This window comes from Psychroflexus planctonicus, from assembly GCF_014640195.1.
GTDB lineage: Bacteria > Bacteroidota > Bacteroidia > Flavobacteriales > Flavobacteriaceae > Psychroflexus > Psychroflexus planctonicus.
Genome location: NZ_BMGM01000007.1, coordinates 1 through 14,537, shown reverse-complemented (window position 1 = coordinate 14,537; position 14,537 = coordinate 1). Strand labels below are relative to the sequence as shown.

The following is a 14,537-nucleotide window of genomic DNA, read 5'->3' as shown; positions in this document are numbered from 1 at the left end:
AATTAAGTCATTTTTAAGAATTATGTTGTATTTTTGAAAATAATTAAATAGGTTTACGACTTTAAAAATTGATGATAATCAAATGCAGATGAGAAATATATTCCCAGTCCTTATGTTAGCTTTATTAATTGTTAGTTGTGGAAGCAACGATCGTGGACAATTGGTAGGTGTAAAAGGAAAAAAATGGAATCCAGAAAAGCCTTTTGGTATGGTGCTCGTGCAAGGCGGTGCTTTTATCATGGGTAAATCAGATTACGATATTGCTGGATTGAAAAACGCTCCAACTAAAACAGTAACTGTTCCATCGTTCTACATGGATGAAACTGAAATCACAAATTCTGAATACAGACAGTTCGTACGTTGGGTCAGAGATTCAATAGTGCGTCAAAAGTTGGCTGAAGCAGCTGATGTAGCTGGCGGAGGCCAAGGCGGAGGTGGAAGAAATAATAGAACCATCGGAGATTATGCCTTTAAAAATGCAGCTGATCAAGATGCAGGAAACTTAACTCCATTTCAAGAATTTTCGAAACATTATGATCCGATGAACCAGAAAATTAATTGGGATGTTGATATAATTTGGGATGTTGAAGAATATCCAGATGCAGATTATGTATATGTTATGGATGAATTTTATCTTTCAGATGATCAGTCATACAATGGCGAGCGTATGATGGATGTAACTAAATTCACTTACTCATTAAAATCTATGGATGTTCAGGCTGCTGCTAGAGCAGGTGCTGATAGAACTAATTTTATAGAAGAAGCAGAAGTACAAGTTTATCCTGATACAACGGTCTGGATTCGTGATTTCCATTATTCATACAATGAACCTTTGCACAACGATTATTTTTCACATGCAGCTTACGACAACTATCCTGTAGTTGGTGTAAATTGGAATCAAGCTAAAGCATTTTCAGATTGGAGAACTCAATATTTAAATGGCTTCAGAAAATCTAAAGATTTGGAACATGTGAACTTCTTTAGGTTGCCAACTGAAGCGGAATGGGAATATGCTGCACGTGGTGGCTTAGAATCTGGAACTTATCCTTGGGGTGGTCCTTATGCAAAAGATGATAGAGCATGCTTCTTAGCAAACTTTAAACCCTTACGTGGCGATTATGCAGCAGATGAAGCTCTATATACTGTAGAGGCTGATTCTTATCAACCAAATGATTTTGGATTGTATAATATGTCGGGGAATGTTTCAGAATGGGTAGGCGATTCTTATGAAGCAGATTCTTATGAATACATGTCTAGTATGAGTCCTAACGTAAATAACAAAGGAAATAAGCGAAAAGTTGTTCGTGGTGGTTCTTGGAAAGATGTAAGTTATTTCTTGCAAGTGAGTACCCGCGATTTTGAATATGCAGATACAGCTAGAAGTTATATCGGTTTTAGGACCGTTCAAGATTTCTTAGGGAATAATCTCGATTTAAGAAATAAATAAAATTAAACAATAAACATCAATAAAAACAATTAAAATTTAACAAAATGGCAAAGTCAAAAGCACAGAAGAAAATAATGAATATGGTATATGGTCTAGGAGCAGCAATTGTAATCCTTGGAGCATTATTTAAAATTCAGCACTTAGAATTCGGATTTCTAACAGGGGGTGTAATGTTAACAATTGGTCTTGTAGTTGAAGCTTTAGTATTTGCTATATCAGCTTTTGAGCCAGTTGATGATGAATTAGACTGGTCTAAAGTTTATCCTGAATTAGCTGGAGGTGAGTCTTCTGCTGCAAATGATGCTGTTGAAGCACAAGACGAGCAAGGTTTATTATCTAAAAAGTTAGATAATATGCTTAAAGAAGCAAAAGTTGATTCTAAATTGATGGAAAGTTTAGGCGAAAGTATCAAAAACTTTGAAGCTGCATCTAAGCACATTGCTCCTACAGCTGAAGCTATGGAATCTCAACAAAAATACAGCAGCCAAATCTCTCAAGCTGCTACACAGATGGAGTCTTTAAATAATTTATATAAGGTACAAGTTGACGCTGCTACAAAGCAAGCTGAAATTAATCAAGCAGTTACTGATAATGCTGGGCGTTTAAAGGATCAAATGGAATCGCTTACTGCAAACTTAAACTCTTTAAATGGCGTTTACGGAGGAATGTTAAGTGCTATGTCTCCAAAAAATAATTAACCCTAATTAAAAAAAAATTAATTATAATTTAAAAGCATTATTTTATGGCAGGAGGAAAAGAAACGCCAAGGCAGAAGATGATTAACCTTATGTACCTCGTATTTATTGCAATGCTTGCACTAAATATGTCTAAGGAAGTATTATCTGCATTTGGACAAATTAATGAATCTCTAGAAGATTCAAGCTTAAATTTTGAACAAAAAAATTCGAAAGCTTTAGAGCAGCTTAATATAAAAGCTCAGGATCAACCTGAACAGTTTGCAGAAGTAAGAAACGAAGCAGTAAAAGTTGTTGAGTATACTGAAGAATTATATGCTTATCTTGGTGATTTAAAAGCCAAATTTGAGGCTTCAGTTGATGATCCTAAGGATTATGAAACGATGGATAAAGATGCCTTTGTGAGTGAATACTTTCGTAAAGGTGATAAACTCAAACCAGAAGGTGAAGCTTTTCTCAATAATATGAGAACTTATCAGGAGAAAATGACTGCATTACTAGGAGACGCAGATGTGTATGCTCCGTATGTGAAAACTATAAATGAAAAATTTAGTGCTGCCGATGTAAATCCTAGGGATGGTGGTAAGAACTCAACCCCTCAAAATTATATAAATTATCATTTTGTTGGATATCCTTTAATTTCTACAATTACAAAACTATCAAATCTGCAGCATGATCTGAAGATTATTGAAAATGAGGTCTTATCCGTTAAATTAGCAGGACAGTTGACTTCAATTGCTTCTATGGATAAATATACAACCTTATTAAAGCAAGAAAAAGGTGCTTATTTTCAAGGTGAAACTTTTGATGGTTCAATTGTATTAGGTCGTGAAGATGCATCTACCGTTCCATCGGATGAAAATTTGAAATTAAATGGACGTAAATTAGTTAAAGGTACTGATTATACTATTGAAGGTGGTCGTGTAAAATTGAATGTTACTGCTTCTCAACTCGGTGACCAAACTATTGAGGGTGAATTGATATTTAAACAAGATGGCGAAGATGTTGTAGTTGATGTAAATCAAAAATTCCAAGTAATACCTAAGCCGAATCAAGCAATTGTATCTGCAGATAAAATGAATGTGGTTTATCGTGGTGTTGATAACCCGATCACTGTATCCATGCCAGGTGTACCAGAAAACAAGATGCAAGTATCGGCTTCGGGATCAAAACTTACAAAATTAACAGCATCGAGTTATATTCTTAAACCTTCTACTGGTAAAGAAGTAAAAGTAAATGTACGTGGTGAAGTTGATGGGTCACCATTTAACTCTCCACCAGTAACTTTCAGAATCAAATCTTTACCAAGACCAACAGGAACTGTTCGAGGTCAAATTCCAGAAGGTAAGCCTATTGGTATAACTAAAAACGCACTTTCTCGTTCGCCTATAGGTGCTGAGTTTGAAAACTTTGATTTTGATATTTCTGCAGTCGTAAAACGATTTTCTGTTAGAGTTCCAGGAAGACCTGCTGTTACAGTTAGTGGTAATACTTTTGATGCAGCAGCCCAACAATTATTAAATTTTGCAAATGCTGGAGATGTTTTAACTATTTTTGATATACGTGCTGATGTTCCAGGTGTAAACGTACCTAGTCCAACTTCTTTTGAAGTACAATTGACAAATTAAATTTATGATTATGAAATTAATGGCTTATAAACTTTCCTTCCTTTTCGCTGTCTTATTCACTTTGCAATCTTTCGCTCAGTCGAATATTCTTAATGCAAAGACACCGAAGGAAGTAGGAGTGATGACGGAAGACGAAAAGTCAGGTAACAATGATGAGCCACTTGAGTATGGTTATATTGGTGATCGGGATATTTTGTGGTCCAAGGTTATTTGGGAAAAAATTGATTTAAAACAAAAGGTAAACTTTCCATTGTTTTATCCTACAAGGGAAACTATGTTTAGTGATAATAGAAAACCTTTATTTCAAGTTTTAGTTGATGCCATAAAAGACGGTGCTTCAGAAAATCCATCTGAAACAGCGATTACCCAAATTTATGGATCAGATTATTTTAGGGAAGAAGACCAATATGTTGGTGAAAAAGCTCTAGGACAATTAAAATATACTCGAATTATTGACGCAGGTTTGCCTATTCTTGATGAGTATGGTATTGTAGGTACTGAACAACAAGACTTATATATTGAACGGTTCAAAGAAGGTACTTTAGAAGATCATTATCCAGCTGATTTAATAGATAGATTGAGTTATTTTATTGAGACTACTGAAATTACTCCTTCTGATATTTCTTATTATCACATCAAAGGAATGTGGTATTTTGATAAAATACAAGGAGAAATGCGTTACCGCCTATTAGGTATTGCACCAGTTGGAGACGATGTTAGAACTAAAGGAACTAGTGTAGCTTCAACTCCTGTCGAATATTTTTGGATCTGGTTTGCTGATGCTAGAATGGCTTTGCATAAAGGAAAAGTCTTAAATAATGATAACGGAGCAAAGCCGGTAAGTTTTGATCATTTATTGAATTCTAGACGATTTGATGCTGTTATATATAAAACTCAAAACGAATATGGTGATAGAAAAATTCAAGAATATATTCAAAATGATGCTATGATGCAATTGTTAGAAGCAGATCGTATTCGTGAAGAAATAAGAAATTTTGAATTGGACATGTGGAATCACTAATCCTTTGATAAATACAAAAGACATTAAAACGCCCACTTTGGGCGTTTTTGTGTTTTAAAAAAGAATTATTCTATGTTAGATTATATTGTTGTAGGTTTTGGAATTTCGGGTTTATCACTTTCAAAAGCATTAAGTAATAAGAATAGGAGTTTTATCATCGTTTCTGATGCATCCCAAAAAGCGACACTTGCAGCAGGTGGACTTGTAAACCCTGTGATGTTGAAAACAGGAAAGCTAGTTTGGAACATCAATGAATTTTTACCTTATGCAAAGCAATTTTATGCTTCATTTGAAGTAAACGCTTTCTCGGAATATCCTATTCATCGAATTTTTAATTCGGTTGAAGAGCAGAACAATCATTTGGCTTTAGCGAATGTGATTAATCAGGAGTATGTTTCCACGGAACTTGTTTCTGCTTATAATGGAATTCATGCCCCTTTTAAAATGAGTAAAGTTAATGGTGGTGGGGTTATTTCAATTCAAAAAATTGTAAATCATGAAATGGACAGGTTAAAGCAACTTGAACAATTTGTGTTTTCTACATTCGATTATGCTAAACTGAATATGCATTCCGACCATGTGGAATATGATGGTTTAAAAGCTAAACACATTATCTTTTCAGAAGGTTTTGGTATTGTGAACAATCCTTTTTTTCAGAAGTTATCCATTCAAGGAAACAAAGGCGAATACTTGATTATTCAATTGAAATCGCTTCAACTAAAAGCCATATTGAAAAATAAATACTTCTTAATTCCATTAGGAGATGATTTGTATAAGTATGGCGCTACCTACAACCGGAATGAATTCGACAATCAACCTTCGACCGTGGCAAGAGATGAATTGCAATTCCACTTAAATAAGATGCTCACGAGTGAATATACAATTGTTGACCAAGTAGCGGGTATTCGACCTACGGTAAGTGACAAAAAACCGATTTACGGTACTCATTCCAAATACAAAAATGTACATGTGTTCAATGGTATGGGAAGTCGAGGTTTGTTATTGGCTCCTTTGCTTGCTAATGAATTGATAAATCAACTTGAAGACCAACTTCCATTAAAGAAAGAAATCGATATAAAACGCTTTAAGCATCTTTAGCTTTTTCTTTGTCGTAACTCATAAACATATTGATCCAAATATTTCTAGACAAACGCAAGTTGATGGGCATCAACACAACTAAACTACCTAAAATCACAAAAAAAGCAGTCAGTTTATCTAAGGATAGAAATGAATAGGTTATAATGAATGCAGCTACAGCAATAGCTACGCCTAATCCATAACTAACATACATGGCTCCATAGAAAAAGGAAGGCTCTATTTTGTATTTGGTGTTGCAATGCGAACAGCGTTCGTTCATCGCGGTCGCTTTAGAAAGATTATATGGGTTGGATGATACATACATACTTTCAGATTGACAAACTGGACAGGTTCCAGTGAAAATACTATAGAGTTTTGAGCCTTTCAGCATTTTAATTTTATTTAATGAATAAGAATTCAAAAATAGCAATATTTGCAAAAACTTACAGTAACTAATGATACATATAAATAATTTGTCGGTTTCCTTTTCTGGAGAGTACTTGTTCAAAGACATTAGCTTTAAATTGTCTGCTGGTGATCGAATTGGTCTGGTGGGCAAAAATGGGGCAGGGAAGTCTACTATGCTGAAGATTATTTCTGGAGAAATGCAAAAGGATACTGGTGAAATCGCTAAAGAAAAAGGCATTCGAATCGGATTTCTGAAACAGGATATCGACTTTGAAGAAGGACGAACGGTGATTGAAGAAGCACATCAGGCTTTTTATGAAATCAAACAATTAGAAGCAGAATTAGCAGAAATTAATCAACAATTGGCAGACCGAACTGATTATGAGAGTGATTCTTATCATCAACTAATGATCGATTTGAGCGAAAAGCAAACTCAATACGAATTTCTTGGTGGTTACAACTACAAAGGAAGTGCAGAGCGTGTATTGAAAGGTTTAGGTTTTTTAGAAAGTGATTTCAACAAAGTAACCGACACCTTTTCTGGTGGATGGCGTATGCGGATTGAATTGGCGAAACTATTACTTCAAAACAACGATATTTTGCTTTTGGATGAGCCCACTAACCACTTGGATATCGAAAGTATTATATGGTTGGAAGGTTTCTTAACCAATTACGCCGGTTGTGTAGTAATTGTTTCGCACGACAAAATGTTTTTAGACGAAGTGACCAACCGTACCATTGAAATTTCCTTAGGTAGAATTTACGATTATCCTAAAAATTATTCTGATTTTAAGGTGCTTCGAAAAGAGCTGATGGAGCAACAACTTTCGGCACAAAAAAATCAACAGAAGGAAATTGACCAAACCGAGAAATTAATCGAAAAATTTAGAGCTAAAGCATCAAAAGCTACCATGGCTCAATCATTGATTAAAAAACTGGACAAAATCGATCGCATTGAAGTAGACCAAGAAGACAATGCTAGCATGAACATAAAATTTCCGATTTCGGTAAATCCAGGGAAAGTAATTGTTGAAGCTGAAAAAGTATCCAAAACCTACGGCGATAAAACCGTTTTGAACAACTTCAATTTTATGATTGAACGCGGAACTAAACTGGCTTTTGTTGGGCAAAATGGTCAAGGAAAAACCACCTTAGCTAAAATTATTATCGGCGAAATTGAACACCAAGGCCAATTGAAACTGGGTCACAACGTGCAAATTGGCTATTTCGCACAAAATCAAGCGGAATATTTAGATGGAAATAAAACCGTTTTAGATACCATGATTGATGCTGCCAATGAGACTAACCGAAGCAAAGTACGAGACATTTTAGGTTCGTTTTTATTCCGTGGAGATGACGTTGGAAAATACGTAAAAGTACTTTCCGGTGGCGAAAGAAACCGACTGGCATTAGCCAAAATGTTGCTCAGCCCATTTAATGTGTTGGTAATGGATGAGCCTACTAATCACCTGGACATTCAGTCTAAAAATGTGCTGAAAAGTGCATTGAATAATTTTGAAGGAACGCTGATTTTAGTTTCTCACGACCGAGATTTCTTACAAGGTTTAGCAGACCGTGTTTTTGAATTCAGAAACCATGAGTTGAAAGAATTTTTAGGTGGAATAGACGATTATTTGAAAGAACGAAAACTAGGCGATATGCGTCAAGTTGAAAAATCTACTCCTTCGGCTTCCAATGAAAAACAAACTGAGAATGCTCCTGAAAAGAAGCAACAATCTTACGAAGACCAAAAGAAACAAAAATCATTGAAAAACAGACTTTCTAAAATTGAAGCCGAAATAAGTCAATTGGAGAAGGAAATCAAAAAAACGGATGTTGAATTGCAAGTAAATTACGAAAAAACCATAGCTCAGGAAAACTTTTTCGACACATACAACCAAAAGAAAAAAAGACTGTCTAAGCTAATGGAAGATTGGGAAGAAGTACAGATAAATCTTGAAAAAGTTTCCGTTTACTAACCCATTCAAATTAAATTATTCATGAGAAAAGTTATACTTGCCATTATTGGGTTAATCATCATTGCACTTTCCATTTTTGGTGCTATATATTTGGTGAAAAGCAATGTAAAGGAAGTCAATGAAAAAGTAGACATTGCAAAACCTATTTCAGTAAAAACAGTTGAGAACAAAGATATCCTTGTTGAAATCAAAACCAATGGAAGCTTAACCGCGCTAACCAAGTTTGAAATTTTTAGTGAAGTGCAAGGCGTTTTTAAGCCTTCAAAAAAACTGTTTCGTCCTGGACAGGAATACCGAGCTAACGAAGTTTTGGTCAATATCAATAGCGAAGAATTTTTAGCCAGCTTAAAATCCACCAAAAGTGAATTTATCAATTTGTTGGTTTCCTTGATGCCTGATTTAAGAATAGATTATCCTGAACAATATAAAGCATGGCAGGATTACCTAAATTCACTTTCAGTTGAAAAAGATTTACCGAAGTTACCCGAAATACAATCAGAATCTTTCAATTACTTTATTAGTGGTAGGGGGATTTTAACTTCGTATTATAACATCAAAAACTTAGAAGTTCGTCTGGCTAAATTCAACATTCGTGCACCTTTTACAGGTATTTTAACCGAAGCAGACATTACTCCAGGAACTTTGGTAAGACCCGGCCAACGCTTAGGAGAATTTATTGACCCCGAAGTGATGGAATTGGAAATTGCCCTTCAAAAAGACTTTATCAAATACATTCATGTGGGCGATAGCGTTAATTTGAAAGCACTGGACAATGTGCAACATACGAGCGGAGTAGTAAGCCGAATCAACAGTCAGGTAGATCCAAATTCTCAAACCATTCAAGTGTTTGTAAATGTGGAAGATGAAAACCTAAATGAAGGCATGTACTTAGAAGCCACCATAAAAGGGCAAACCATTCAAAACGCATTTGAGTTGAATCGCTCGTTAATCAATAACACCAACGAAGTTTTTGTGGTGAAAGATTCAATTTTAGCATTAAAAAAAGTTCAGCCTTTGCATTTCGATGCGAATACAGCCGTTGTAAAAGGGCTTGATAATGGCGATGTAATTATGACGTCTAACTTATCCAGTGCCTATTCAGGAATGTTAGTCAAGCTCAACAAAAACTAAACTGCCTTGAGAAAACTCATTACCTATTTTATAAAATATGAAGTGGCCGTAAATGTCATTATTCTTGCATTTGTCATTTTTGGATTTGTAGGGATTTTCAGTTTAAAGTCATCTTTTTTTCCGCTTCAGGAATCCAAAATAATCAATGTAAACATCACTTATCCAGGTTCGTCTCCAGAAGAAATTGAAGAAGGCATTATCCTTAAAATTGAAGACAACTTAAAAGGTTTAGAAGGCATCGATAGAACAACAGCTGTGGCTCGCGAAAGTGGCGGTTCCATTACTGTTGAAATTGAAGACGGCGAAAACATCGACGTCATGCTTACCGAAGTGAAAAATGCGGTAGACCGAGTGCCCAATTTTCCTGTAGGCATGGAACCTTTGGTGGTTGCCAAAACCGAAAATGTAAGGCAAACCATAGAATTTTCGCTTTCTGGTGAAAGTGTTCCTTTGAAAACTTTGAAGGACATCAGCTATAAAATTGAATCTGATTTGCGCATGATTGACGGAATTTCTCAAATTGAAATCCGCGGTTTTCCCAACGAAGAAATTGAAATCGCTTTAAGTCAAGATGCACTTTTGGCCTACGATTTAACTTTCGATGAAGTTGCGCAAAGGGTGAGTGGCTCTAACTTACTTTCAACCGGTGGCACCATCAAAACCGACGCAGAAGATTATTTAATTCGCGCCAACACTCGAAGTTATTATGCTGATGAACTCAATAAAGTCATCATCAAAACTACAACTGGCGGTTCACCCATTCGATTGAGCGATGTCGGAACGGTAAGAGATCGCTTCGAAGAAACGCCAAACGCCTTATTTTTTAATGGAAACGCAGCGGTAAACTTGGTAATCAGCAACACCAATTCAGAAGATTTACTTTCCACTGCAAGCAATATCAAAGAGTATATTGAAGAATTTAATGCTGCTAATAACAATGTTCAATTAAATGTAGTTAGCGATTCTTCCATTACCTTAGAACAGCGTACACAGCTGTTGTTAGAAAATGCGGCGGTGGGAATTTTATTGGTGCTTACTTTTCTTTCCATTTTCTTAAACATCAGGCTGGCACTGTGGGTTTCGTTAGGTTTGCCCTTGTCGTTCTTAGGAATGTTCATCTTTGCCAATCTTTTTGGTGTTACCATCAACGTACTTTCCTTATTTGCCATGATTATTGTAATCGGTATTTTGGTAGACGATGGAATTGTCATAGCTGAAAACATATACCAGCATTACGAAAACGGAAAACCCCCAATTCGAGCTGCCATAGATGGTACTTTGGAAGTAATTCCACCCATTACATCAGCCATTTTAACTACTATTTTAGCCTTTGCTACTTTTTTCTTTTTAGAAGGAAGAATAGGCGAATTTTTCAGTCAGGTTTCCATAGTTGTCTTGCTAACGTTAACTATTTCTTTAATTGAAGCATTCATCATTTTACCAGCGCACATTGCGCATTCCAGAGCAATCAAGCCAAAGAAAATCGGGAAGCAGAAAAAAACATTGATCGGAAAGTTTTTCGCCAAAATGAAAAACATCAATGAATTCGGTGATAAAATCATGGGTTTCTTACGCGATAAATCCTACGCTCCCATCTTAAAATTCGCACTTCATAATCGAATTTTTTCATTGTCCATCATATTTGCTGCTTTGGCATTGACCATTGGTGCAGTTGCTGGAAATATTGTAAAAGTCACCTTTTTTCCGAGTGTAGCCAGCGATCGGGTAGATGTCAATTTGTTAATGACCGAAGGGGTAAATCCAGCCCAAACCGATTCCATTATTTCAATTGTTGAAGAAGCCGCATGGCGAGTAAATGAAGCATATTCAAAAAAACAAAGCAATAATTTACAAGTTATTGAAAACACGGTAAAACGCGTTGGACCTGGTAACAACAAAGCTTCTGTACAAGTAAACTTATTGCCAGGAGAAGACCGTGATTTTTCTTCTGCTGAAATCACCAACGCCATTCGAGAGGAAACAGGACCCATTTACGGAGTAGAGAGCATCACTTTTGGCTCGGGAAGTAATTTTGGGGGTTCGCCCATTTCGGTTTCCTTGTTAGGAAATAACATCGAAGAATTACAAAATGCGAAGAATAAGTTGAAGTCGTGGATGGAAGACAACAACCAATTAAAAGACGTAACCGATAACGACCCCAAAGGAATCAAAGAAATTGAAATCAATTTGAAGCCAAGTGCCTACGCATTGGGTTTAGATTTAGGTGAAGTAATGCGCCAAGTGCGTAATGCCTTTTTTGGTCGGGAAGCACAACGTTTTCAGCGTGGAAAAGACGAAATACGCGTTTGGGTTCGCTACGATTTCGAAAACCGTTCTTCCATTTCTAAATTAGATGAATTTCGTATCAACACCGCTTCTGGCGGAAAAGTTCCTTTTAGTGAAATCGCTTCCTACCAAATTATTCGCGGTACAGAATCCATCAGTTACTTAAACGGAAAACGCGAAATCAGAGTCGATGCCGATTTAGAAAACCCCAACGATAGTTCTACTGAAATTCTTACCGAAATACAAACTGATGTCATTCCATCGATTTTGAATGAAAATCCTACTTTGTCCGTGGTTTACGAAGGTCAAAATCGAGAAGCAGGAAAAACCATCGATTCAGCTAAAGCTACATTTCCCGTCATAATATTTCTGATTTTTGTGGTTATCGCCTTCACTTTCAGAAGTTTTAGTCAGCCCATAATGCTTATTTTACTCATTCCATTTAGTTTGGTTGGAGTAGCTTGGGGGCATTATATTCATGGTTTTCCCATTAATATTTTATCCCTTTTAGGAATAATTGCTTTAATCGGAATTATGGTAAATGATGGTTTGGTATTGATCGGTAGATTCAACAACAATTTGCGAGAAGGCTTAAAGTTCAATGATGCACTTTATGAAGCTGGAAAATCGAGATTTAGAGCTATATTTTTAACTTCATTAACCACCATTTCAGGTTTAGCTCCTTTGATTTTTGAACAGAGTAGACAAGCTCAATTTTTAATTCCTATGGCCATTTCCATCGCCTATGGAATTGGGATTGCTACCATTTTAACCCTTATTTTACTACCAATCTTTTTGTCATTGAGCAATTCTTTAAAAGTGAATGTAAAATGGTTAGCAACCGGTAGAAAAATTCACCCAGAAGAAGTGGAAAGAGCAATAAAAGAAAAAAATGAAGAAGCACATTATGAATAGAAAAAGCGCTTTTTATTTAGTTTTCAGCTTCTTGCTTGTTTTTAGTTGGAAAGGACATGCACAAGAAGTGCTCACCAAGTCTGAAGCAGTAAAGTCGGTTTTAGATAACAACTATGGGATTAAAATTGCGGAAAACGATGTTGAAATAGCAGAAAACAACACAGGGATCCTTAATTCGGGTTACTTGCCGTCATTGAGCACCAACATGGGTTGGGATTTTAGTTTACAAGATCGACTTGCAGAAATAGAAGGTCGTGACCCGCTTGACCAAAACGATTTAGAAACGCAACGCTACAACGCTAGTTTAGATTTGAATTATACCCTTTTTGATGGAATGGGTAGGATTTACAATTATGAACAACTTAAGTTAGAACATAATTTATCTCAATTAGAAGCCCGCGAAACCATTGAAAATACCTTAACACAAATGTTTAGTGTGTATTACGAATTGGCGAGAAGATTCAAAAATGTGGAAGTGCTTGAAAACACCTTGTCTCTTTCAAGAGAACGTTTGCAGCGTGTTGAATATCAATTTAATTATGGGCAAATCAATAAGCTAGCAGTGCTGAATGCTGAAGTAGATGTAGCCAATGATAGCATCAATTTAATCAACGAAAAGCAAAATTTAGACAACATCAAACGCGATTTATCAGTGGTTTTAAACGAAGAACTTTCAGCTGAATTTGTAGTAGACACAACGGTGAATTTCATACCCATTTTAGAAATTGAAAACTTTATAGATGAAGCGGAAGACAACAATGTTTCTATTCGGCAAATAAAAGAAAATTTACTGATTTCTGAATATGACCGAAAGTTGAGTTTTACGGGATATTTACCAAGATTAGATTTATTTGGCTCTTACGGTTGGAACAGAAACATCAGTCCAGAATCGCCTTTCTTTCCTGGATCGGTGCAAACTACAAAAGGCTATTCCGCTGGCGTTAGTTTAAGCTGGAATTTATTTGATGGCGGTCAGACTTCAGTGCGCATTCAAAATGCTAAGGTAGCTTATGAAAGTCAGCAACTTCAAAAAGAACAAATCAAGATTAGCGTAGCAAGAGACATTAAGAATGCCTTTGAAAATTATAAAAATCGTTTGTATATTTATAATTTACAAGAAAAAAACGTAGCTACGAATGAAAATAATTTCGATCGAACACGGGAGCAATTTAAACTCGGTCAAATCAATTCAGTAGAATTTAGGCAAGCACAATTGAACTTATTGAATGCCCAAACCAGCTACAATTTAGCCAAATACGATGCTAAATTAGCCGAAGTACAATTGTTGCAGCTGACAGGACAACTCTTAAATACAGAATTTTAAAATGAACGAACACTTTTTTCAATGTCCATATTGTTGGGAAGAAGTCAGCATTTTAGTGGATGTATCCATTAGTAATCAATCATTTATTGAAGACTGCGAAGTGTGTTGCAATCCAATTCAGTTCACCGTTACGGTTGAAGCAGGCGAAATCGCTGGTTTTCAAGCCGATTCCATTGAACAATAATTTTCCAAGAAATATTTTTGCAGATTGATATTTAGTTGTATATTTGCAATCCAAATCGCGGGATAGAGCATTAGGTAGCTCATCGGGCTCATATCCGCCTTAGGCGGACACAAGTTCGAAAAAGTTTGAAATAAGATATTAAAAATATATATCGCGGGATAGAGCAGTAGGTAGCTCGTCGGGCTCATATCCGCCTCAGGCGGACACAGGTTCCAAAAATTTTGAAATAAAGGTATTAAAATATATCGCGGGATAGAGCAGTAGGTAGCTCGTCGGGCTCATAACCCGAAGGTCACTGGTTCGAGTCCAGTTCCCGCTACTAATTAAGCCCCACATTGGGGCTTTTTTTATGGAACAATTTGTAGTTTACATATTATATTCTGGGAACTTTGACAAAACCTATGTTGGTTATACATCAGATTTAATCAATCGTTTTTACTCC

General features: G+C 36.0%; 11 protein-coding genes and 1 tRNA gene. 11 read left to right on the top strand and 1 reads right to left on the bottom strand.

The annotated features are described in order from the left end of the window. Positions 1 to 88 precede the first annotated feature (88 nt). The 5 genes from porK (at position 89) to IEV72_RS08465 (ending at position 5,889) form a co-directional block, all read left to right on the top strand. Entirely contained in the window at positions 89 to 1,447 is a 1,359-nt protein-coding gene (gene porK, locus IEV72_RS08485; RefSeq protein ID WP_188458671.1) for a T9SS ring complex lipoprotein PorK/GldK, read from the top strand. A gap of 44 nt (positions 1,448 to 1,491) precedes the next feature. Then, complete coding sequence (porL, locus tag IEV72_RS08480; protein ID WP_188458670.1) at positions 1,492 to 2,145, top strand: type IX secretion system motor protein PorL/GldL; 654 nt, start codon at positions 1,492 to 1,494, stop codon at positions 2,143 to 2,145. A 44-nt stretch (positions 2,146 to 2,189) separates the two neighbouring features. After that, positions 2,190 to 3,770, top strand: coding sequence for a type IX secretion system motor protein PorM/GldM (gene porM / locus IEV72_RS08475; protein ID WP_188458669.1), 1,581 nt, complete (start codon positions 2,190 to 2,192; stop codon positions 3,768 to 3,770). Between the two features lie 4 nt (positions 3,771 to 3,774). Next, the gene (gene porN / locus IEV72_RS08470) at positions 3,775 to 4,791 is read left to right on the top strand and encodes a type IX secretion system ring subunit PorN/GldN (RefSeq protein ID WP_308420169.1); all 1,017 of its coding nucleotides are present in this window, start codon (positions 3,775 to 3,777) and stop codon (positions 4,789 to 4,791) included. Between the two features lie 72 nt (positions 4,792 to 4,863). Next, entirely contained in the window at positions 4,864 to 5,889 is a 1,026-nt protein-coding gene (locus IEV72_RS08465; RefSeq protein WP_188458668.1) for an NAD(P)/FAD-dependent oxidoreductase, read from the top strand. Here IEV72_RS08465 and IEV72_RS08460 read toward each other — a convergent pair. Further along, entirely contained in the window at positions 5,876 to 6,259 is a 384-nt protein-coding gene (locus tag IEV72_RS08460; protein ID WP_188458667.1) for a DUF983 domain-containing protein, read from the bottom strand. The genes IEV72_RS08465 and IEV72_RS08460 overlap by 14 nt on opposite strands. Before the next feature lie 64 nt (positions 6,260 to 6,323). Between IEV72_RS08460 and IEV72_RS08455 the strand changes: the two genes are divergently transcribed. The 6 genes from IEV72_RS08455 to IEV72_RS08430 all read left to right on the top strand — a co-directional run bounded on the left by IEV72_RS08455 (position 6,324) and on the right by IEV72_RS08430 (position 14,414). Then, a complete protein-coding gene (locus IEV72_RS08455; protein WP_188458666.1) occupies positions 6,324 to 8,255 on the top strand; it encodes an ABC-F family ATP-binding cassette domain-containing protein in 1,932 nt (643 codons plus the stop codon). A 21-nt stretch (positions 8,256 to 8,276) separates the two neighbouring features. Further along, the gene (locus tag IEV72_RS08450) at positions 8,277 to 9,386 is read left to right on the top strand and encodes an efflux RND transporter periplasmic adaptor subunit (protein ID WP_188458665.1); all 1,110 of its coding nucleotides are present in this window, start codon (positions 8,277 to 8,279) and stop codon (positions 9,384 to 9,386) included. Between the two features lie 6 nt (positions 9,387 to 9,392). Beyond that, positions 9,393 to 12,587: an efflux RND transporter permease subunit gene (locus IEV72_RS08445; RefSeq protein WP_188458664.1), complete on the top strand. Its 3,195-nt coding sequence runs from the start codon at positions 9,393 to 9,395 to the stop codon at positions 12,585 to 12,587. Beyond that, positions 12,565 to 13,911, top strand: coding sequence for a TolC family protein (locus IEV72_RS08440; protein WP_229731848.1), 1,347 nt, complete (start codon positions 12,565 to 12,567; stop codon positions 13,909 to 13,911). Before IEV72_RS08445 ends, IEV72_RS08440 begins: the two co-directional genes overlap by 23 nt. A gap of 1 nt (position 13,912) precedes the next feature. Beyond that, complete coding sequence (locus IEV72_RS08435; protein WP_188458663.1) at positions 13,913 to 14,095, top strand: CPXCG motif-containing cysteine-rich protein; 183 nt, start codon at positions 13,913 to 13,915, stop codon at positions 14,093 to 14,095. Between the two features lie 246 nt (positions 14,096 to 14,341). Continuing rightward, positions 14,342 to 14,414: transfer RNA gene (locus IEV72_RS08430), tRNA-Met, on the top strand. The last annotated feature ends 123 nt before the right edge of the window (positions 14,415 to 14,537 follow it).

Bases quoted from the DNA above. Each gene is read 5' to 3' on its own strand.
- porK (WP_188458671.1), top strand. From the start codon at position 89: ATGAGAAATATATTCCCAGTCCTTATGTTAGCTTTATTAATTGTTAGT.
- porL (WP_188458670.1), top strand. From the start codon at position 1,492: ATGGCAAAGTCAAAAGCACAGAAGAAAATAATGAATATGGTATATGGT.
- porM (WP_188458669.1), top strand. From the start codon at position 2,190: ATGGCAGGAGGAAAAGAAACGCCAAGGCAGAAGATGATTAACCTTATG.
- porN (WP_308420169.1), top strand. From the start codon at position 3,775: ATGATTATGAAATTAATGGCTTATAAACTTTCCTTCCTTTTCGCTGTC.
- IEV72_RS08465 (WP_188458668.1), top strand. From the start codon at position 4,864: ATGTTAGATTATATTGTTGTAGGTTTTGGAATTTCGGGTTTATCACTT.
- IEV72_RS08460 (WP_188458667.1), bottom strand. From the start codon at position 6,259: ATGCTGAAAGGCTCAAAACTCTATAGTATTTTCACTGGAACCTGTCCA.
- IEV72_RS08455 (WP_188458666.1), top strand. From the start codon at position 6,324: ATGATACATATAAATAATTTGTCGGTTTCCTTTTCTGGAGAGTACTTG.
- IEV72_RS08450 (WP_188458665.1), top strand. From the start codon at position 8,277: ATGAGAAAAGTTATACTTGCCATTATTGGGTTAATCATCATTGCACTT.
- IEV72_RS08440 (WP_229731848.1), top strand. From the start codon at position 12,565: ATGAAGAAGCACATTATGAATAGAAAAAGCGCTTTTTATTTAGTTTTC.
- IEV72_RS08435 (WP_188458663.1), top strand. From the start codon at position 13,913: ATGAACGAACACTTTTTTCAATGTCCATATTGTTGGGAAGAAGTCAGC.